A 21,116-nucleotide genomic window follows, 5' to 3' on the forward strand; every position below is an offset into this window, starting at 1 on the left:
AATCATTTAACGGTGGTTAAAATTTTTTCGACCGCCTCCAAAATCCTTTGGATGGTGGTCGGATCTCCATAACCACCGGCGGTTGTGACAATGACCATATCGAAACTAGGAAAGGCGAAAATAAGTTGCCCCCCATTCCCAAGTGCAACTGACCACGGAATTTTTTTCTCTGCCAAAATGGTTTCTCCAAGCCACCATTGGTATCCGTAGAATAGGGGATTTCCATCCTTACGGAATATTTTGACCTGGGAATTGATTTGTTTTTTGAAAGAATCATTTAACCATTGTTTTGAGATAATTTGTTTTCCTTTCCAATTCCCTCCATTTAAGACCAACCTTCCTAATTTTAACATATCCCTTGGTTTTAACCTAAGGCCTGCATGGGCAAGTGCCCTTCCATTTCTGTCCTCAACCCATTCGAAGTTGTGGATCTCTAAAGGATTGAATAACCATTCTTTCGCTAATTCTTTTAAGGATTTGTTTGTTTTTTTTGTCAGGATATCAGAAATAACAGACGTTCCTCCTCCATTATAATTGAAGTTAGTTCCTGGTGTATGGATCAAATCCCTGTCAAAAAAGAATTGGGGTAAGTCTTTTTTCCAAAGAAGTCGTGTTTCATCGCTGAATAAAAATCCATACCTCCATTCTTCCCAATCAAGGCCACTACTCATCGTTAGAAGGTGTTTCCACGAAATGTTTTGTTTGGGATCGTTTTTTGGAATTTGTAAATCTGGATAGTATGAAAGGACTGAAACATCCACTCCATCGATTATTTTTTTATCGATAGCAATGCCAAAAAGCAGAGAAACAACGGATTTGCTAACAGACCTTACATCATGTAATGTATTTGCATCAAACTGAGTTTCCCCGTCAAATGGGAACCTGGTTCCATAGCGTTTGTTAAATGGATGATCTGGTCTTGTATTGTATACTTCAGTTACGATTTTCCCATGCCTTTCGATGAGAAACGAATGGAATTCACTTTCTTCGGAAGCAATTTCATTTACATACCCGCATAATTGATTTTGATCAAATTCTGTTTCTATGTTCGTTAGGATTTGCCACTCCCGATCTAAAATGGGTTTCGGACAAATTTGACTCTTCGGTGGTTCCGAATGAATGTTAGGGTTAGTGAAAGTAAGTGCGAAGAGAATGATTTGGAAGGTAGATTTTTTGAACTTCATTTGGAATGCCGATGACTACATTAGAAAAAGCTTAAACAAACAATTGTCGTTCGGAAATCAAAAAAATAGAATCATTTTAAAAAAAGGAATATCATAAAATTTTCATGAAGGTGTTGACTTGGTTGGAAAACTGCTTAACAATACGGCAGAGGTTTTTCTATGAAAAAAATTCTAAGCTTATTCGTTTGTCTAACTTTCCTTGTGACAAGTTCCGTATTTGCCCATGACCATGATGGCAAAGGAAAACATCCAATGGCAGGTGAACATTTTAAAAAGATGGACACGAATGACGATAAAAAAGTGTCAAAGGAAGAATGGCAAAAATTCCATGATGGTTTTTTCCAAGAATTGGACAAAGATGGTGACGGTTCTGTTTCTTTAGAAGAATTAAAAGAGAAACGTATGGACCAAAAAGAGAAAATGAAGGATAAAGCCAAAGAAAAGAAAAAACAAGTGAAAGAAAAAGACCAAACCAAAGATTCAGAGTGATTTAAGCCTTTTACGTGGAGGATCGTTTATTTGTTACCTATGGAATTTTCCAAAGGGGAAACAATGAGTCAAACGGTTCTCCATTGGAATGAAAGCCAAATATCCGTTATTCTGGAGTTTTGGAATTCGAAACGATTCGTATTTGCAAAAAGAAACCAATTTGTTCCCTTTCATTCATTTTTTTTGAAACCTTTCTTTGGATTGACCTTCTTACAATTTAAGAGTGTGATACAAGCAGTCAAAACGAATGAAAGTCAAAAAAGCGAAAGCAAAACAGAAACCTTCTCCTAAAAAACAAAAACCAACATCCAAAAAACTTTCGAATCAAAAATCTATTTCTACTTCGCATGTGAATTCGAAAAAAAATAGAACCAATCCTCCGCCCATTTCTGAAACAAAATCTGCAAGTGAGGAAAACCTTCATCCCATGAAAGAACTGATTGATTCGGTTCATGAATATTCCATCGGCCATGAAATTGCTAATGCAGTGACTCATGGAATTGGAGGGGGCTTAAGCATTGCTGGTCTTTCTTTGTTATTAACCATGGCAGTATTATATGGAGATATTTGGCATGTCGTAAGTTCTGCCATTTATGGAGCAACGCTGATCATTTTATACTTAGCTTCTACTCTTTATCATGGTATCTACCATACTGCTACAAAAAAAATATTTAAAGTGATCGATCACGCATCCATTTATTTGTTAATCGCTGGTACTTATACTCCATTTACGCTTGTTAGTTTACGTGAAAATTCTGAATGGGGATGGGTATTATTTGGTGTGATTTGGATCCTTGCACTCATTGGGGTTATTTTATTATTATTGTTCCCTGGAAAGTATAGTGGCCTTCGTGTAGCAGTTTATATCATCATGGGTTGGCTTGCAATTTTTGTGATGAAAGACATCCGAGCTGCCATTGGAGTTGGTGGTATGTCTTGGTTAGTCGCCGGCGGACTAAGTTATACGTTTGGTGTGATTTTTTATCTTTGGGACCGTCTTCCAATGAATCATGCGATATGGCATCTCTTCGTTCTTTCTGGGAGCGTTTGTCATTTTTTTGCGATTTTATTTTATGTGATTCCAACAGTACCAAAATAAAAAATTGGTTTGTCAAAATATTTTGGAAACATAGAATTTCCCTTCTTCTCTGCCATACGGTGGAAAAGTAGGAGAATATATGAGAACATTGGTCACGTTTAGTTTTGCCTTGATGGTTTTGTTTTCATCAACGGCAATCTTCGCGGAGGATTGTTTTTTGTGTGGGAATGGAAGCACAAATGGTTGCCAACAATGCCGGGGAAAAGACCGCAAGACTTGTGAAGCCAAAGGATGTAAAATCTCAGGAACAGCTTCTTGTTCGACTGCCGCAAATGTGAAGGTGTGTAAATCAGAGCGAGTGTATACTGATTTGACATTCGGTGGAAATAAAAAACAGGTAAACCATTCACAAATAAAGATCAATTGATTTGGTTGTAATCCTACCTAAATTGAATTAGGTGGGATTACTAAATTCAGTTCAACCTTTTGTAACATCAATCACAACATTTCCCTTTTTATGGCCAGCTTCTACATAGTGGTGGGCTAATACCATTTCTTCTAAAGGATAATGCCTATCAATGTAGGTTTTGTATTTGCCAAGATTGGCAAGGGAAACAAGGAAATTCAAATTTTCTAATGTTTCTTTAATGGGACCAAAGTGAATTTTTTTTCTCTTAAAAAGAGATAAATAAAATGCATCCCACATTTGACGAAATGTAGCACCTACTAAAACTAAATTACCACCTCCCTTTAAATGTTTTAAATTTTTATCAATGGTTGTTTTACCAACACATTCAAATACGATATCATATTTGTTAGTATCAGGTAGAGAATAAAATTGATCATAATCAATGGATTCGTCAGCACCTAATGATTTTACAAGTGGTATATTTTCTTTACTGCAAACCGTCGTAACAATTGCACCGAAATGTTTTGCAATTTGAATTGCAGATGTTCCCACAGAACTTGACGCTCCGTAGATAAGGATTGTCTGTTTGGTATGAACCTTACATTTTTGAAGGAAATCAATGGCAGTGAGACCACCGAAGGAAAGAGTTGCTCCTTCTGCAAAACTGATTCCAGATGTAAATTTTGTGATCGTGGATTTTTCAGATACACAAATATATTCAGCATACGTTCCCATCTTCATTCCCGGTGAACCGAGTACCTTGTCTCCAACCTGAAATTTTGTAACCTTCTTGCCAACGGCTTCAACGATTCCCGAAAAACTTATGCCTAATACAACAGATCTAGGTTTGAAGATTCCGAAAAACAAACGCACTACTTTTGGATCCGGTTTTCGGAGTCTCCAGTCAGCAGAATTGACCGAGGTATTCACAATCCGGATCAATATTTGATCATCTTCTGGTATTGGGATTTCCCATTCTTCTAATTTTAATACTTCAGGTGGTCCATACTTTCTATTTGTGATGACTCTCAATGGGAAAACTCCTTCCTATGAAATTAACTTACAGTGTAAGTCTGTCAAGAAAATATATTTCCAATGAAAGGATGAAAATTTTAATAAGTAGTGGATTTTATGATAAATGTAGATTAAAATTTATTCTAGTAACTGAAATGAAAAAGGGAGATTAGTGGTTTGGCTTTCCAAAAAAAGATTCAAAAACCGAAGAAGTCACTTTCGAAAGAAATTTTGATTGAGACATCAATCTCTTTTGCTGACAAAAAAGGGATCAATTCCCTATCCATGAGAAATTTGGCAAATCTGTTAGGTGTTGAAGCCATGTCTTTGTACAATCATATTCAAAATAAAGATGAGTTGTTAGACGGGATGGTTGAGGATTGTGTAAAAAAAATCGCCTATCCAAAGATAGGTGGTTATTGGCGAAAAGAGATGAAAAAACGTGCAAAATCTGTACGAAAAATCCTCCTTTTACATCCATGGTTGACTATGTTACTTGTTTCAAGAGTGAATGTTGGAGAAAATTTACTCCAATATTTTAATGATACTTTAGGTTGTTTGGTGAAAGCAGGATTTTCCTATAAACAAGCAGACCAAATGATCAATGCCATTGATGCACATATTTATGGATTTACACTACAGGAATTGAATTTTCCATTTAAAACTGAAGAGTATTCGCAAAAAGCGAGTGAATACTTACCAATGATCCCAAAGGATCAATTGCCATACTTTTACCAACTAACAAAAGATGTGGCAACTAAGAAATATAATGGAAAACATGATTTTGAATTTGGGTTGGACTTAATCCTGGATGGATTCAATCCAAATCCCAAATCTTAATTAATCTTAAATAGCAAATACAGTTTGAAAGGTGAAAAAACTTGCATTTGGTTTGAAATCATATCTATGGTATGGGTCAGCCTGGTAAGGATTGTTTTTTTGGTTTCGAATCGCGTCTCCAGCATAAAGTGAACTTGCTCCAAACCAAAAGGATACGTTTTCAAATGGTGTAATGATATAAATCAAATTGATTTCAGTAGCAACATGTTTTCCCAGTTTTGGGCGATTCGGATTGTATGCTTCTGTGTTATAAAAATCTTCCGTTGATGCGGTTTCACCCGTTGCCTTACTTCCTGCCACATAGTTATTGTTTTCATAATAACCATCTTGTAATTTTGTTTTGTAATACCAGTGAGGGTTGATGATAAATGTTCCCCATGTTGGTGATTCGTATTTGATATGAATGGAATAATCTTTGATATTTTGCCAAAACACTAAACCAGAATTTCCATTTCCTGCAAAAGGAATGGCTCCTCCCGCCATCCTTCTTGTGGCAAATAAAGGGTTGTATGTAGCAACGCTTCCATCATTTCGATTCGGATCACCAGATGCTTGCACATACTGAATACCAATTCTAAATTCTTTTACCGGAGTATAACCTAACTGAGCTGCTACGATATTTGCCTTATAACGTACTGGATCAGAAAAAGGAGGAGGGGCACCCGTTGTTTTATTGGTTTTTAAAGCACCATTTTGATTGATCCAATCGGGGGATACTCTTTCTCCATTAAAACCTGTTTGCCAAGCCGCTTCCACCATCCAATCAATCCCAGTTTCTTTTGGTAATGAATTACTTTTTGTACGATTCGTTAATCGAAATCCTGTAGTATTCAATTGGTCTGGATCGCGGTAATAAATCTCAGATCCATAGGGAGTAGTATTGGTTGCCTTTAATCTTTGTTTGTATAATGTAAAATTATATACTTCTATACCCAACCATTCCCAAGGTTTGACACCATAATGTACGCCATAATAAGATGCATTCCCAGGGCCGTTTAACCTAGTTGAATTATTGGAAACCATACTGTTTGCATTGTTTTCGGAACTGACGATGGCTCCAAACACATCTAACGTTTGTTTTTGGACGGTAAGAGTTGTTCTTACAGCATCAAACGAGTTACCATTCAAACTATCATTCCGTGCACCAAGGATCCTACCATCACCGAAGTCTAAAATTTGACGTCCGGTTCTCACACGAAACATTTGGTTTGTGGTTTTAAGGTCTAAAAATGCTTCTCTAAATCCAGTATAATTGTTTAAAGCAACTTCTCTCTGTCTACTTGTATCAATTGTTGTTCCCACATTTGAAATCACACCAAGTTTTTGGTCCGCAGTACCAGTTGTAATTTCACCTCCCCATAACCTTACGTCTTGGAAGGTGAGTTTAAAGGTAATGTTAGGTGATACGTCTCCTACCAAATAAAATTGAGTTTGGTTTGTCACCGTGTTTCTGTTATCCGCCGTAGAACGATCGAAATCGGTATTATACAAGGAATCTGCTTTGGGACGTAAACCAAATCCCACACGGAAACGATCTGCAAACCATAAACTTTTGTTTTCTTGGATGGCTTTTTTTTGTTTGTTTGTGATTTGAAAACTTCGGAAATACTCACCGGAAAGATTTCCTTTCATGGGACTTACATACTCAGCTGGTTCTTCAGGCAGAGCTTGTGTTTCTTTTGTTGGTTCCTGAAGAGGGGATACCTGTGGCGGAGTGGGTGGCGGATTCTGTGGTTCAGGTGTTTCCTTTTTAACAGGTGTAATGAACTGTGCCTCAATTTCTCCTGGTCCAAAAAAGAGAGTGATACTGATGAATAGTCCAATGATTAGTTTATAAAATTGCGTGTACATTTGGTACTCCCGTGATTTTTGCCAGTGAACATGAGACCTAACCTGTTTCCTATCCATAAATTTCCAGATGCGTAGGACACCTAATTTAAAGGATGATTTTTGTACAGTTTATTGAAGATTTTGGATACTATTTTTTTAGTCTGGATAAGAGACATACTAATGTTTGAAAATTAAGCAGAGGGAGGAAAGGATCGTAAAACCACTAATATTTGGTTTACTCCACTTTTGTTCCCAAAAATCATTCTCTTAGTTGTTTTTTATGCCAACGTCTTATTCTTCCTATTTTTATCCTTTGCTCAAAAAACATACAACCAACTCAGAACTGAAGTGGTTGGACTCGATTCCGAAAGACAATCCGAATTCACTCATGACTGCCTTTGTCAAAGCACCAAGGTTTCTTTCAAAAACCCTCATCCAAGAAGAGTCAGAAGTTCAAAATTTAATTCCAAATCTGCCAGGATTTCAAGTGGATCAATGGAATTTGGTTCGTTTAAGCCGTGTTTGGTTCCTCGGTTTTCTAGTAACACTTCCAAAAGTAGAATTGATCGAAAAAATTGAAACGTTGTTTGATACCGCGGAATTAAATGAATTGGTTGCCTTGTTTTCTTCCTTACCGATTCTTCCTTACCCACAAGTTTGGTTACCGAGAGCAACGGATGCAGTTCGATCCAACATGGGATTTGTTTTTGATGCGATTGCTTTGCATAATCCTTTCCCTTACCGAGAGTTTCCTGAGTTAGCTTGGAACCAATTGGTTTTAAAAACAATCTTCAATGAAAAACCAATCCAAATGATTTATGGATTGTCAGAAAGAAAAAACCAAAACCTCTCAATGAGTTTAGTGAGTTATGTAAAAGAGAGGTGGTCAGCAGGAAGAGATGTCCTTCCTGATGTTTGGCAATTAATGGTTCCTTATCTTTCAGAAGGAGAACTCTACCTAGTCGAAACTTTATTCAAATCACAAAGAAAGGAAGATGTGATTGCAGCTAGTTTAATTTGTTCACAATCAGAATTGAACTCATACCAATTATTAGGAACAAAACATCCAAAATTCCTCGAAGAAATCAAAAATGGGAAATGGGATTGGTCTAAATTAGGAAACAATCATTAATTTTTTATGTGTGAAAAACAATCAGATCAAACAACAAATCCTTCCCATTTTGAGAATCCAAACATTACAAATGACACTCCTACGCACATGGATTTGCAATGGGATGAATATAAAGATAAAATCCAAGGATTCAAATTTTTTGACCCTCATATTCATATGGTTTCTCGGACAACTGATGATTACCAAAATATGGCACAAGCTGGAATTGTGGCTGTCATCGAACCTGCTTTTTGGGTAGGGCAACCTCGCACAGGTCTCTCAAGTTTTAAAGACTATTACAGTAGTTTAGTTGGTTGGGAACGGTTTCGTTCTTCTCAATTTGGAATCAAACATTATTGTACCATTGGTCTTAATTCGAGAGAAGCAAATAACGAACGATTGGCGGAAGAAGTCATGGAGATTTTACCACTTTATATTTATAAAGAAGGAGTGGTTGGGGTTGGTGAAATCGGATTTGATGACCAAACAGAGTTAGAAGAAAAATACTATCGTTTACAGTTAGAATTAGCTAAAGAAGCCAAATTACCTGTGCAAATCCATACACCACATAGAGATAAAAAAAGAGGTACTGAAAGGAGTATGTCGATCGCCATAGAACATGGATTAGATCCTTCTTGGGTCATTGTGGATCATAATAATGAAGAGACAGTTAAGTCTGTGTTAGACCAAGGTTTTTATGCTGCCTTCACAATCTATCCATTTACAAAAATGGGAAACAAAAGAATGGTATCAATTGTAGAACAATATGGTGCTGAGAGAATTATGATCAATTCAAGCGCGGATTGGGGCATCTCGGATCCACTTGCCATTCCAAAAACTGCTGCTCTTATGGTAAGCCGTGGGATACCAAATGATGATATCCGTAAGGTAACTTATGAAAATGCAATCGAAGCATTTTCCAAAAGTGGTCAAATCCAAGTATCTGATTTTGAATCGAGTACCCCTTCCGATCCAAATGAAAAATTCCATGGCAATTCTGTTTTGCGAGGTGGACAACTTCCCAAATGGAATCAAAACTCTCTCTATATCGATTAAATGAATTTTAAAAGTTACCTCATCTTACTAAGACCAGCAAATCTTGTCACAGCAGTCGCAGATATTTTAGCGGGTATGGCCATAGTTTCTTTTCCTTGGGTGAAAGAAGGTGGATTATTAATACTTGCGAGTATTTGTTTGTATGGTGGTGGTGTTGTCCTCAATGATTATTTTGATCGGAATATCGATTCAATCGAAAGACCGGAAAGACCGATCCCATCGGGAAAAGTACCTGCCAAACATGCATTGTATATGGGAATTTCTCTGTTTGGTCTGGGACTTCTTTTCTCTTTCCTTTACAGTGAAATCAGTTTTATCATTTCAGTTTCGATTGTACTATTTGTCATCATCTACAATCGATTTGCAAAATACCATTTGGTATTCGGACCAATCGTTATGGGGATATGCAGAGGTCTAAATTTGGTATTAGGTATGACAATCCTAAAATCAATTCCATTTACTCTTGTTAGTTTATCTGTGTTGCCAATATTATATATAGCTGCAATTACATCAATAAGCCAAAATGAAGTTTTTGGAGGTGGCAAAATTCGATTTTTGATAGCGGGATTTTTGTATTTGGGTGTATTTTGTTCACAACTCATCTATTCCTTTTACAATCACTACTTCCTTTTCACACTTCCTTTTATCACACTACATTCTTTGATTTTATTCCCAACACTTTGGCGAGCCATTCAAAATCCAATACCAACTTTGATCGGGAAGTCAGTAAAAATGGGAGTATTAACATTAATCCTTTTGAACGCCAGTTTTGCCGCCGCTTCTGGTGTGATACCAATTGCAATTCTCATTCTTTTTATGTTACCTTTGTCATTTTTAATCGCAAAGTATTTTGCAGTCACATAACAGATAAAATGTCAAATCGATTTAATAGTATCCAATCTGAGTTTCAAGTATCCTATCGATATGAAGTATTTTTCGCAAAACATCTGTTCGCTTTAGGAAATTCGGTAATAAGTAATTTTTTTGATTTCCAAGAACAAGAAGGAACAAAAAAGAAAGTTTTGGTTGTTGTTGATAATGGAATCCTGGAACACCAAAATCACCTATTGGATTCCATACATTCCTATTTTGAAACTAATGTAACATCTGTTCAATTAGTAAAAAATATTTTGACCATCCCTGGAGGTGAAAATGCAAAAAACCAAAATGAATTTTGGGAATTGGTTTCCTCTGCCATCAGTGAGTATGGGATAGATAGGCACTCCTATGTAATGGCTATTGGTGGTGGTGCCTTCCTTGATATGGTAGGATTTGCAACAGCGGTATCCCATCGAGGCATTCGTTTGATAAGGATTCCAACTACTGTCCTTTCCCAAAATGATTCGGGAGTAGGAGTCAAAAATAGCATCAATTACCTTGGGAAAAAAAACTTCTTAGGTACGTTTGCACCACCCATTGCCGTTTTTAATGACTCTTCGTTTCTTGTTTCCTTGGATGAGAGAGATTGGCGTTCTGGGATAGCGGAAGCTGTAAAGGTATCGTTGATTAAAGAGGAAACTTTTTTTCGTTGGATTGAATCGAATGTTCAATCACTCGTGAACCGAGACATCGGTGTGATGGAACAGTTAGTCTTTGACTGTGCAAGACTGCATATAGAACACATTCGGAGTGGAGATCCTTTCGAATTTGGTTCCTCAAGGCCTTTGGATTTTGGGCATTGGTTTGCACATAAATTAGAATACCTTTCCAATTTTTCCATTCGTCATGGTGAAGCAGTGGCGGTGGGAATTGCACTCGATTCGATCTATTCTTTTTTGAGTGGTGATTTAGAAGAAAAAGAATATTTGCGTATCTTACGTTTGTTATTGGGACTCGGGTTTACATTGAATTTCCCAATTCTATTAGAGAAAGGAAAAGAAAATTTAGAAATAGCCTTGGAAGAGTTTAGAGAACATCTAGGTGGTAAACTCACATTGTTAATGTTAGATGGAATCGGAAAACCGAAAGAAGTGTATTCCATGGATCAATCTATTTTAATGTCTGCTTTTGATATTATGGTTAATTTCCGATGAAAACAAAATTTGGACACTTAACCTATTGTTCCAATATCCATATCGGAGAATCTTGGGAAGACCATTTTCAGGAATTAAAAATCTATCTTCCTAAGATCAAATCACAAATTTCACCGAATGAACCTTTTGGAATAGGCCTTCGTTTATCCAATGAAGCTTCGCTAAGCCTTTCCCAAGAAGAAAATCTATTCGAATGGAAAAATTGGCTCAAACAGGAATCGATGTATGTGATATCGATCAATGGATTCCCGTATGGAGGATTCCATTCTGATGTTGTGAAAGAGAAAGTTTATCATCCCGATTGGTCAACGTTAGAAAGGTATGATTATACAAAACGATTGTTTTTATTATTAAATGAAATGTTACCTCAAGGAGAGGAAGGAGGTGTTTCCACCCCTCCACTTTCGTATCTCTATTTTGAGTCCAATGAAACAGATTTTGAAAAAAGAAAAAATAAATGTAATCATTTCATCATCCAAACACTAGTCGACTTGATCCGAATTAAAAAAAAGGAATCACGAATCCTACACTTAGACATTGAACCAGAACCTGATGGTTTCCTCGGAACTTTTGCAAACTTGGTCCATTGGTACGAAAAAGAACTTTTGCCTATGGCAGTACCAATTTTAAGTAAAGAATTTGGATTTGATGAAGGAATTGCCATCCAAAATACGAAAGAACACATTCGATTATGTTTGGATGTGTGCCACCTAGCAGTCACACACGAGATGAACGATGGTTTGTTTTCAGAGTTAGAACGAACTGGAATCAAAGTAGGTAGGATCCAAGTGAGTTCCGCTTTAAAGGTGGAGTTTTCTGGATCGATCGAAGGAAAACTCAATTTATTAAAACCCTTTGATGAAAAAAAATACTTACACCAAGTAGTGGCCGTAAAACAAAATGGAACGATGCTTTCATATCAAGATTTAGGGGAAGCGATCCTCAATGGTGCAGAGATGGGTGAAGAATGGAGAATCCATTTCCATGTTCCTATCTTTTTGGATTCGTATGGTGAGTTTTTGTCTACCCAAGAAGAATTGATTGCAGTGTTGAAAATGCAGAAACAATCACCTTTTACAAATGTATTGGAAATTGAAACTTACACTTGGAATGTCCTTCCTACACCTTTACAAATTACATTAGAATCATCCATCGTAAGAGAACTCAATTGGGTAAAAACAATTTTGAGTGAAAAGAAAAACTAAATCCAAATGAAACAAACAAAAACAAAATTCAAAAAAACCGTTGTCATCAATATCGTGGGGGTTTCGAAATCTGTCATATCGGAACACACTCCCTTTTTAAAAGAATATCTTACATCTAAAAACCATACACTCATTGAACCAATGTTACCTGGTGTCACAACAAGCACACAGAGTACATACCTAACTGGTACATGGCCAAGTCAACATGGGATTGTGGGGAATGGATGGTATGATCGAAATGATTCCGAAGTGAAATTTTGGAAACAATCCAATCATCTGGTTTATGGAGAAAAAATTTGGGAGAAAGCCAAAAAAATAGATCCTAAGTTTACATGTTCCAAAATGTTTTGGTGGTACAATATGTACTCTTCGGCAGATTATTCTGTAACACCCAGACCACAATACCATGCAGATGGAGTTAAAGCACCTGATTGTTATTCCCATCCACCTGAACTTAGAGATGAACTGCAAAAGAAATTCGGAGCTTTCCCTTTATTTCATTTTTGGGGACCAAATGCAAACATTCGTTCTACTAAATGGATCAAAGATGCCACTCTTTATGTGGATGAAAAGTATGATCCAACATTGACATTCGTGTATTTACCCCATTTGGATTATGGGTTGCAAAAGGTTGGTTCAAACGTATCCAAACTAAAAAAGGAACTATTTGAACTGGATCAGATTGTAAAAGAATTAGTGGAATCCTATCAAAAGAAAAATGCCAAAGTGATTTTACTTTCTGAATATGGAATTAGTGATGTTCACACTCCCATTCATATCAATCGAATTTTAAGAGAAAACAATCTGATACAAGTAAGAAAGGAACGTTGGTATGAACATTTGGACCCGGGTGCATCTCGGGCATTTGCCGTTTCTGACCACCAAATCTCACATATTTATTGTAAGGATGAAAAATCCTTACAACTTACAAAAAAAATCGCCAAACAAATACCAGGTGTGGACTTAGTTCTGGATAAAAAAGAACAAAAAAAATACCACATTCACCATGAAAGATCAGGGGATCTTGTTTTAGTCGCAAAAGAAGGTTATTGGTTTACTTACTATTATTGGATGAATGACAAAGAGGCTCCAGATTACGCCCGCTTGGTGGACATCCATCGAAAACCTGGGTATGATCCCGCAGAACTCTTTTTAAACCCAAGTCAAAAGTTTGTAAAATGGAAGGTGATTTGGACATTAATCAAGAAAAAACTTGGGTTTCGTTACTTAATGGATGTGATTCCATTAGATGCAGACTTGGTAAGAGGTTCTCATGGTGGAATTCCAAGGAGTCCAGAATTTTACCCTATTTTTGCAGCAGAAATCCCACTCCCTAAGAAAAATATTTCTGCTATAAAAGTGTACGATTTCATCTGGGAGCAGATGACTTCTGAGATTTAAATGTTTGACTCGTACCTTTATAAATCATTTTTTTTAATTCAGTGTCCGTAGAAGATATCAAAATTGTAACATACTCGAAAGGGGCAGCCATTGTTGTCCAAAATTCCGTAAATACTGGGAATTTTTTCATCGTTAAATCGGGCCGGGTTTCGGTAGATTCCGAACACATCGTTGTTGACCATGAACTTGCTTATTATGAAGCGGGGGATAGTTTTGGATTGGTTTCAGCACTCACAGAACATAGGTTCCTTGTCACATTATTTGCTGACACAGATGTAGAACTGGTGCAAATTCCAATCCGCCTCCTCGGTTCTTACTTGAAAGAACGGAAAGAACTTGCGATGAAAATTTTAGGCCTTTATTCTAGAGAATTGAGAACCCTTCAAAAACATCTATCAAAAGCAAATAAACCAGCAGATCGTGAATACCATCCCGAACGTTTGGTACAAAATGCACGGACTTATCTTTCTTGGCAAAAACCAAGTCTTGCTGCTTATTCTTTGCAAGCTTTTCTCAAATGGTCTAAAGAAAACAATTCCACAGACAATGTACAGGAAGCGTCCGACTTATTTAAGTCAGTTGCCACTTCCTACAAACCATTTCCTTGGGACAATATGCAGTCCACTTTGGAAGCCGGCGAAGTTCTTTTTGTGGAAAGTGAAAAGAGTAACGAGATCTACGTTGTGTTAGAAGGGAATGTAAAACTATTTGGAATTGTTCGTGGATTTGAATACGTTATCGATGTCCTAGGGCCTGGTGAGATTTTCGGTGAAATGTCCCTCATTGACAATGCTCCGAGGATGGCATCAGCGATCACAGAAACCAAAAGCAAAATCCTAAGAGTGACTCCAGAGAATTTATTTGAGTCAGTTGGGCCATCTTTACTGCAAAAGATTTTTGAGAGTATTGCACGTCGTATTTGGTTTTCCCACCAAAGACTGGTCATATTACGTTTGAAAACACCAGTCACCAGACTATATGCATATTTGTACAATTCCATCCGTGACCAGGACATTCGACTCGGCCGAAATTTAGACGCAAGTTTATCCACTCCCCATACGATTTATATCCAGATGGAAGAGTTGTGTAATATGTGCGGGATCATCAAACTAAAACAGGAAAGTATCGATGAATTCAAAGCAGATACAAACCTTGTGATCGAACCCAACCGCATTACCATTAAAAGTAGAAAACGTTTGGAAGAAAAATTGGGCCACTTCAAATCAAAAGAGGGTCAAATTGTTGCCTAACCCTTCTAAAATTTGTATCAATTTTTCCAATCTGTGATTTAGTTCGGTGATGAAAAAGTTTTTCGTGTATTCCCTTGCTTTGTTTTATATAGTCGCAGGCACTAACCATTTCTTTTCACCTGAATTTTACCTGGAAATGATGCCTGACTATCTACCTTTTCACGAATTACTCAATGTTACCAGTGGTCTTTCTGAAATCACTCTTGGCCTTCTTGTTTTATACGAACGGATGAGAAAATTGGCATGTTATGGAATCATCCTCCTCTTACTAGCGATTTATCCTGCTAATATCAATATGTTATTAGAAGCGTTAGACGGAAAGGACTTTGGAGTTCCGATTTGGGCATTATACGTTAGGTTACCATTTCAATTTTTGTTTATTTATTGGGCATGGGCCGTTCGTGATTTCAAATTGTCTGAATCTACATAATCGAAAATTAAGGTTCTAAGATCGAATGACAAAAGACTTAAAACGGAAACCTAAAGAAAGTCCTAAAAAATTAGGACAATGGACGTTCTTATCAAACCACGCTCACGTACTCATTTGTTTGAGTAAGGACCCCGAAATGCGATTGAAGGATGTTGCAGTGCTAGTTGGGATTACGGAAAGAGCTGTGCAAACCATTGTGAAAGATTTAGTGGATGCGTCGGTATTACAGAAAAGTAAGGATGGGCGCCGGAACCAATACATCATCCAAACAGACCAGAAACTGAGACACCCTGTCGAAGCCAATCACACAATCTCCGAACTTTTGAAATTAGGAAAGTAATTCCCAAACCTGTTACGAGGGGAATTCACTTTCTATCTTCAATACTTCATTCACAATTCTTTCATTTATTGGAACAGATAATTCAATTTTGCTTGCTTCACTTACGACTTCACCATTGATAAATTCAATTTCTGTTTTTCGTTTATGATCTAAGTCTTGGACCATTGAGGTTCTGATTTTAAAATACTTTAAACCCAGTAAGATCAGTACCAAATGGCGAATCCAAAGTGGTAATGATCCTTTTCCTCCCCCAAGTTTTTGGATGGGAAAGGAACCAGGAACCACTCCTTCTTTGATCTGCAACTTGGACATCAGTTCTTTGATTTCTGTGAGGACAGTGATTGCTTGGTTTCGTCCTTTTTGGTTTAGAAATAATTGCCCCAAAGTCAATTGTTTAGAAGCGGCAAGTCCATTGATGATGGAATTGATGGCAAGTTTATGCCACCTATAGCCAGTAATGTGGTCGGTGAGTACAACATCGATCCAAGGTTTTAGGAGTGTTTCCCAGATCAAATTTGGTTTGGTTTGGTCCGAACCACCTAGTACTAAACTACCTGGATTGGACTGAAAGTAGATTCCATTTTCTAAAACTTGTGTATTCCATCCAACAACACCAGAAATAATTTTGTTTTTAAAATTCGGGAAGTGTTCTTCTGGTAAGCCGTTTTGGATTAAGATCCATTTCCCATTTGGATTTAAATGGTTTTTCGTGATTGTAAGGTATTCGTTTAATAATTGGTTTTTGCAACCCAAGATGATGTAGTCAAATGTTTCGGTATTGTCTTGAACCAATGTTAAATGGTCTTTTAAGATTATTTCAGTTGTAACACCATTTGGACCTTTAAATTGGATTGGTTTTTCTTTTAAGGAAAAAAGTCTGTTTTGGTCTTTGCAAAGGATTTTATAAGGAACTTTGTTTTGGTGAAAGGCATGTAATATGGTAACAGTAACAGAGCCAATTCCACAAATTGCAATTGAAGGATATCCATCGTTCATATTTAAAACGATTCTATTTCTTCATAAAGAAAAATCTTCTCTTTTTTATTGACTCTTTTTTGAATTTCAGTAAAAAAAGAAATCCATCAAAAAGGGGTCTAAAATGAAAAAGATTCTGATTCGCATTTTGCCATTGTTGTTAGTTGGTTCCTTACTTGGGAATTGTGTCTACTCAGAGTTACGTACTCCTGGTCTTGCTGCCAACATGACTCAGTATGTTATGAATTCTGATGACTACCAAATCATTGGACCTGTTGAAACCCAAGGTGAATTTGTCACTTGGTTCTTGGTTGTTTTAACAGGTGAAACTGGTTACAGTGATTTATTAAAACAAGCGAGAGAAAAAGGTGGAGATGATATCATCAACTATCGATTTGAAATTAGACAAAAAAGCATTTTGTTAATTGTTTGGAATCGAGTGATTTGGAATGCATCTGCGATTGCGATCAAATACAGGGACAAAATTAAAAAATAAATCCAAGAATCCCCTTGGGGGGGAAATTTATTTCCCTCTTAAGGTGATGACAAGTTTTGGGTTTTGTAATTCCTTTCCAGTTTTCTGAAAATAACTTTCCTTTAATTCTAGGAGTACCTTTTCTTCCAAGGAATCATTGAGTTCGATGTCTACAATCTCTCCAGAAGTTTCATCGAGCGCATGGTGGTGGACACTTGTATTGGAATCAAAATGAGTGACACCTGACTTTAGTTCTAACGTACCAAGCAAACCTTTTTCCGCGAACAACTTTAGGTTATTAAAAATGGTCGCCCGGGATGCATGGGGAAAGTGAGTATTCACCAAATGGAAAACTTCTTCGGCAAACAAATGTTGGTGTTTCTCAAGGAGTAGGTGAGCCATTTCCAATCGTTGGGAAGTGGGACGTATTCCATGAGATTCCAAAAGTTCCTTTGTTTTTTGGTAACTTAAATCCATTACCATTGCAATTTCTCTCCCTACTTAATTTTGTCAATAATTAGACTAAGTCTAAATATAAAAGTCGGCCTCTTTTTATAGGAATTTGTTCCCATCTTGTGGAATTTACTACAAAACGACTGTACCTTTCCGAGACTCGTTCTTTTCCCGAAAGGGATCAGAAGTCATACTGATCGGAGATTTGGAATTACGGATAGGATAACATCTGTTAGATTTATTTTGAAAGAACTATTGGTTTTATGATTTTTTGGTGAGTGAGGATTCAATTTATGAATCTGGCAAACGTAAAAAAATCCTTGCACTTCCCGAGATTCACATTTCAATCCTCTCGGTGTTCCAAGCAAGTACCATGATGAAATACTTTTTGTGTGTATCTTTGTTTAGTGTTTCCCTTTCGGCGGAAATGATCCCATTAGAATCAGGTTGGACATTCCAATTAGAAGGTGAATCCAATCCCAAACAAATTCAGGTTGGAGTTCCTCTTGTCGAACAAGGATATAAAGTTCCTCTGAGGGGGAAATACCATCTAACAATTCCCATTACAAAATTACCAGAATCTTCCTTATCAGTGTATTTAGATCGAGTCCATTCTGCTGACCAAACCTTTTGGAATGGAAAACTCATTGGTAATACGGGTGGTTTATCACCCAATTATTATGCGTATTGGCATAAGGTACGTTATTATGAAATTCCAAATTCAATTGTATTGTTAGGTGATAATCATCTTGAAGTTAACATTGAATGTAGGGAAACCCAATTCCGTTGTGGATTATTTAGGTCAACTCCAATGTTTGGTACTCAGAATGAGATCAAAGACAAAATGATTTATGAGGATGTAAATCAGATTGTCATGGCTGCCTTGTTTTTCGGAATTTTTTTACAACAAGCAATTGGATATGCCTTAAATCGTTCTTCTAAATCTGGATTATATCTTGCTGGAACTGCCATTTTTTTTGTATGTTGGCGTTTACCAGCATTAAACAAAATTCACTTTTTAGGGATTAATCCAGAAGTATTGGTAAGGTTACTTTTCTTTTGCCAATTTATCTTTCCCGTCTTTATTATGTTATTCGTTCATACATTATTTGAACGAAGGATTACAAAAATTGCATTCCTTACCTTTTTATTCGATTCTATTTTGGCGTTGATCCAATTATTCGAACTCAATCCAGATGTTCGGTTTTATTTTGTGTATGTTTGGTATATTTTACTTGGGATTAAAGTACCTATTTTAGTCCAACTGCTTGCCCGAAATTATAATAAAACACCAGAAGCGATTGTTGTCTCTTTGGGCGCACTGCTTGCTACATTTTTTGGAATTGCAGATGTATTAACAGACTTCATCACAGGAAAAAATGCATACTTAACCCAATATGGAATATTAACCTTTTTATTTTCTGGAGTTCTTGCGATTGCCTTACAAAGTTCGAGAACCAAAAAAGAGTTACGCAATTTAAATGAATCTTTGGAGATGATTGTTACTCTCCGAACACAAGAATTACAAAAACAATATAAACTTTTACATGATGATCTTGTCATGGCAGCAAGTCTGCAATCCAAGTTAATCCCACCTATGGAATTTCAATACCAAACTCTGAATGTTGCCTCTATGTTTATGCCTATGGAAAAGATAGGTGGGGATTATTTTGATTACTATATTCACGATGATGGATCACTTACTTTTTTGTTATGCGATGTTTTAGGGCATGGGATTGCTGCCGCACTCATTGCAGGGATGCTAAAAGTTAATTTTCTGGAAATTGCACCAAAAATCAAAGATCCCTCTCAATTTTTAACTGAATTGAATTTAAAGATGTTACCGGTCGTTGAGAAAAACTACATCACCGCTGTGGCAAGTCATTTTGATCTGAAAAACCAAGTGTTTCAGTATTCGGTGATGGGACATCCAAGTCCATTCCACCAAAATCGAAAGGAAAACACATTAGAGGCATTAGGTGGTCGTGGACCTATCATGGGTTGGAAAAAAGATGTGTTTTTAGAAACTTTTACACACCCACTACTACCTGGAGATCGATTCTTTTTTTATACGGATGGTATCACGGAAAGCCATAACCGGTCAAAGGAAATGTTCGGTGAAGCCCGACTACGATCTCAACTTTCAGAAGGAATTGTATTAAGTCCTAAGGAACTAAACGAAAAAATCAAATCGGAAATCAAAAAATTTACTTTTCGATTGTCAGATGATGTAACTTACTTTACGATCGATTTCCTATGAAATTGGTTTTCCATAAAATTGGGTTACGATATTTACTCAACTTAGGAGTCAATCACCAATTGGACCTTCAAACTTCGGTTAGGGTGCAGTTGGCCAATTTAATCGCCATTTTAGGAATATTCTCCAATATCCAATATTCCATTTTGTTTGTAATTGCTGGTGCACCGAATGTTTGGATCATGAATTGCATTCATCTTTCAGTGATCTGCATATTTTCTTATATTCTATATTTGAATTTTAAGGAACAGTATTCACTTGCTAGGATTTTCTTAATTTTTACAATTTCGATTCCATTGGTATTTGTTTCTTTTATCAGTTTTGGAAATTCAGGTGGTTTTTATTATTATTTTTTGGTATTTGCTTTAGCTCCTTTTGTACTTTTCTCTTACGAAGATAAGTTTTGGATCCTTCTCGTTTTTTTAACTAATAATCTATTTTATATTTGGTTTGAATTTTTTGGAACACCAGGAAAATTCCGAGAAGGCACGTTGTTGTATGATCCCAAAGTCCAAGAATTGTTTCGTGTGAATTCGGTTGTATCTTGTTTATTCTTTGTTGCCCTCATCATGTTTTATTTCTTAAGAAATACCAATCGTATCCAACAAGAGATGATACGAACCAACGAACATAAAGATCGAATTTTTTCCATTTTAGCCCATGACTTAAAAGGTCCGATTGGAACGATGAATTCCTATTTAGGATTTTTAAACGAAACCTTACCAGATCGCGAGGAATTGCTAATCGCACTCAAAGAATTAAAAAAAAGTACAAACCAATCTTACTTGGTCTTGGAAAATTTACTTGATTGGGTGAGGAATGAATCCAAAAAAATTCCCATTAATTTGGAATTCATCAATTTATGTGCTGTGACCGAAAATGCAAAAGATATTTTGGAATTACAAGCAACGGATAAGGGAATCCAATGGCAGATCCAACTTTCAGATCCATTAATGGTCTACTGTGATGAGAGAATGATTAGCACAGTCATCAGGAATTTATTCTCCAATGCGATTAAATTCTCACATCCCAAAGGAACTGTTACCATAACTAGTATGACAGGACCAAATTTCGTAGACTTAAGTATTGTCGACATGGGAATTGGAATGTCAAAGGATCAAATTCGGCAAATTGGAGAAGGGAAACCGTTTCCTACAACATTTGGAACCCAAGGTGAAAAAGGAACGGGACTTGGCCTTTTAGTTTGTACGGAAATGTTAAGGAACCAAGGATGTACTATGAATGTGACAAGTTCAACAAATCATGGGACAAAAATCACGATCAGAATTCCCAACTCACCTTAAATTGGTTTCTTTTTTTTCGAA

General features: G+C 36.6%; 21 protein-coding genes. 16 read left to right on the forward strand and 5 right to left on the reverse strand.

Translation table 11 applies throughout. The features are described from left to right. Positions 1-2: 2 nt before the first annotated feature. A complete protein-coding gene (locus tag ND855_RS04135; RefSeq protein ID WP_265357311.1) occupies positions 3-1,184 on the reverse strand; it encodes a serine hydrolase domain-containing protein in 1,182 nt (393 codons plus the stop codon). 159 nt (positions 1,185-1,343) lie between these two features. Between ND855_RS04135 and ND855_RS04140 the strand changes: the two genes are divergently transcribed. From ND855_RS04140 to ND855_RS04150, 3 genes are all read left to right on the forward strand, one after another. Continuing rightward, complete coding sequence (locus ND855_RS04140) at positions 1,344-1,673, forward strand: EF-hand domain-containing protein (protein WP_265357312.1); 330 nt, start codon at positions 1,344-1,346, stop codon at positions 1,671-1,673. Between the two features lie 427 nt (positions 1,674-2,100). Next, positions 2,101-2,772, forward strand: a complete 672-nt coding sequence (gene trhA / locus ND855_RS04145) for a PAQR family membrane homeostasis protein TrhA (RefSeq protein WP_407658734.1) — start codon at positions 2,101-2,103, stop codon at positions 2,770-2,772. 79 nt (positions 2,773-2,851) lie between these two features. Further along, positions 2,852-3,139 (forward strand): hypothetical protein, encoded by a 288-nt coding sequence (locus ND855_RS04150; protein ID WP_265357314.1) that lies wholly within the window; start codon positions 2,852-2,854, stop codon positions 3,137-3,139. A 51-nt stretch (positions 3,140-3,190) separates the two neighbouring features. Here ND855_RS04150 and ND855_RS04155 read toward each other — a convergent pair whose 3' ends face one another. After that, positions 3,191-4,153, reverse strand: coding sequence for an NAD(P)-dependent alcohol dehydrogenase (locus ND855_RS04155; RefSeq protein ID WP_265357315.1), 963 nt, complete (start codon positions 4,151-4,153; stop codon positions 3,191-3,193). Positions 4,154-4,312: 159 nt separating this feature from the next. Here ND855_RS04155 and ND855_RS04160 point away from each other — a divergent pair, with 159 nt between their 5' ends. After that, positions 4,313-4,975, forward strand: coding sequence for a TetR/AcrR family transcriptional regulator C-terminal domain-containing protein (locus ND855_RS04160; protein WP_265357316.1), 663 nt, complete (start codon positions 4,313-4,315; stop codon positions 4,973-4,975). Positions 4,976-4,981: 6 nt separating this feature from the next. Here ND855_RS04160 and ND855_RS04165 read toward each other — a convergent pair whose 3' ends face one another. Continuing rightward, complete coding sequence (locus ND855_RS04165; RefSeq protein WP_265357317.1) at positions 4,982-6,826, reverse strand: alginate export family protein; 1,845 nt, start codon at positions 6,824-6,826, stop codon at positions 4,982-4,984. A 259-nt stretch (positions 6,827-7,085) separates the two neighbouring features. Between ND855_RS04165 and ND855_RS04170 the strand changes: the two genes are divergently transcribed. From ND855_RS04170 to ND855_RS04210, 9 genes are read left to right on the forward strand one after another with little or no spacing between them, the layout of a single operon-like run. Next, positions 7,086-7,937 (forward strand): EboA domain-containing protein, encoded by an 852-nt coding sequence (locus ND855_RS04170; protein WP_265357318.1) that lies wholly within the window; start codon positions 7,086-7,088, stop codon positions 7,935-7,937. 6 nt (positions 7,938-7,943) lie between these two features. Further along, positions 7,944-8,972 (forward strand): TatD family hydrolase, encoded by a 1,029-nt coding sequence (locus ND855_RS04175; RefSeq protein WP_265357319.1) that lies wholly within the window; start codon positions 7,944-7,946, stop codon positions 8,970-8,972. Next, complete coding sequence (eboC, locus tag ND855_RS04180; protein WP_265357320.1) at positions 8,973-9,836, forward strand: UbiA-like protein EboC; 864 nt, start codon at positions 8,973-8,975, stop codon at positions 9,834-9,836. 8 nt (positions 9,837-9,844) lie between these two features. Continuing rightward, the gene (locus ND855_RS04185) at positions 9,845-11,005 is read left to right on the forward strand and encodes a 3-dehydroquinate synthase (protein ID WP_265357321.1); all 1,161 of its coding nucleotides are present in this window, start codon (positions 9,845-9,847) and stop codon (positions 11,003-11,005) included. Beyond that, positions 11,002-12,210: a metabolite traffic protein EboE gene (eboE, locus tag ND855_RS04190; RefSeq protein ID WP_265357322.1), complete on the forward strand. Its 1,209-nt coding sequence runs from the start codon at positions 11,002-11,004 to the stop codon at positions 12,208-12,210. Before ND855_RS04185 ends, eboE begins: the two co-directional genes overlap by 4 nt. Before the next feature lie 6 nt (positions 12,211-12,216). Continuing rightward, positions 12,217-13,611, forward strand: coding sequence for an alkaline phosphatase family protein (locus ND855_RS04195; RefSeq protein ID WP_265357323.1), 1,395 nt, complete (start codon positions 12,217-12,219; stop codon positions 13,609-13,611). 41 nt (positions 13,612-13,652) lie between these two features. After that, positions 13,653-14,861 carry a Crp/Fnr family transcriptional regulator gene (locus ND855_RS04200; protein WP_265357324.1) on the forward strand — a complete coding sequence of 403 codons (1,209 nt, stop codon included), beginning with the start codon at positions 13,653-13,655 and terminating at the stop codon, positions 14,859-14,861. A gap of 49 nt (positions 14,862-14,910) precedes the next feature. Further along, positions 14,911-15,291, forward strand: a complete 381-nt coding sequence (locus ND855_RS04205; RefSeq protein WP_210409702.1) for a DoxX family protein — start codon at positions 14,911-14,913, stop codon at positions 15,289-15,291. Between the two features lie 25 nt (positions 15,292-15,316). Beyond that, positions 15,317-15,631: an ArsR family transcriptional regulator gene (locus tag ND855_RS04210; RefSeq protein ID WP_108958888.1), complete on the forward strand. Its 315-nt coding sequence runs from the start codon at positions 15,317-15,319 to the stop codon at positions 15,629-15,631. Positions 15,632-15,643: 12 nt separating this feature from the next. Here the strand turns inward: ND855_RS04210 and ND855_RS04215 are convergent, their stop codons facing one another. Continuing rightward, positions 15,644-16,627: a ketopantoate reductase family protein gene (locus tag ND855_RS04215; RefSeq protein ID WP_265357325.1), complete on the reverse strand. Its 984-nt coding sequence runs from the start codon at positions 16,625-16,627 to the stop codon at positions 15,644-15,646. Between the two features lie 103 nt (positions 16,628-16,730). Between ND855_RS04215 and ND855_RS04220 the strand changes: the two genes are divergently transcribed. Beyond that, positions 16,731-17,102, forward strand: a complete 372-nt coding sequence (locus ND855_RS04220) for an LIC11742 family lipoprotein (protein WP_265357326.1) — start codon at positions 16,731-16,733, stop codon at positions 17,100-17,102. A 27-nt stretch (positions 17,103-17,129) separates the two neighbouring features. Here ND855_RS04220 and perRA read toward each other — a convergent pair whose 3' ends face one another. After that, positions 17,130-17,558 carry a peroxide-responsive transcriptional repressor PerRA gene (perRA, locus tag ND855_RS04225; protein WP_265359336.1) on the reverse strand — a complete coding sequence of 143 codons (429 nt, stop codon included), beginning with the start codon at positions 17,556-17,558 and terminating at the stop codon, positions 17,130-17,132. Positions 17,559-17,910: 352 nt separating this feature from the next. On the opposite strand from perRA, the gene ND855_RS04230 reads away from it, so the two are divergent. Continuing rightward, positions 17,911-19,794: a PP2C family protein-serine/threonine phosphatase gene (locus ND855_RS04230; RefSeq protein ID WP_265359337.1), complete on the forward strand. Its 1,884-nt coding sequence runs from the start codon at positions 17,911-17,913 to the stop codon at positions 19,792-19,794. Next, on the forward strand, positions 19,791-21,095 hold the full coding sequence (locus tag ND855_RS04235) for a sensor histidine kinase (RefSeq protein ID WP_265357327.1): 1,305 nt from the start codon (positions 19,791-19,793) through the stop codon (positions 21,093-21,095). Before ND855_RS04230 ends, ND855_RS04235 begins: the two co-directional genes overlap by 4 nt. The last annotated feature ends 21 nt before the right edge of the window (positions 21,096-21,116 follow it).

The sequence above is a fragment of the Leptospira paudalimensis genome (assembly GCF_026151345.1).
Taxonomy (GTDB): Bacteria; Spirochaetota; Leptospiria; order Leptospirales; family Leptospiraceae; genus Leptospira_A; species Leptospira_A paudalimensis.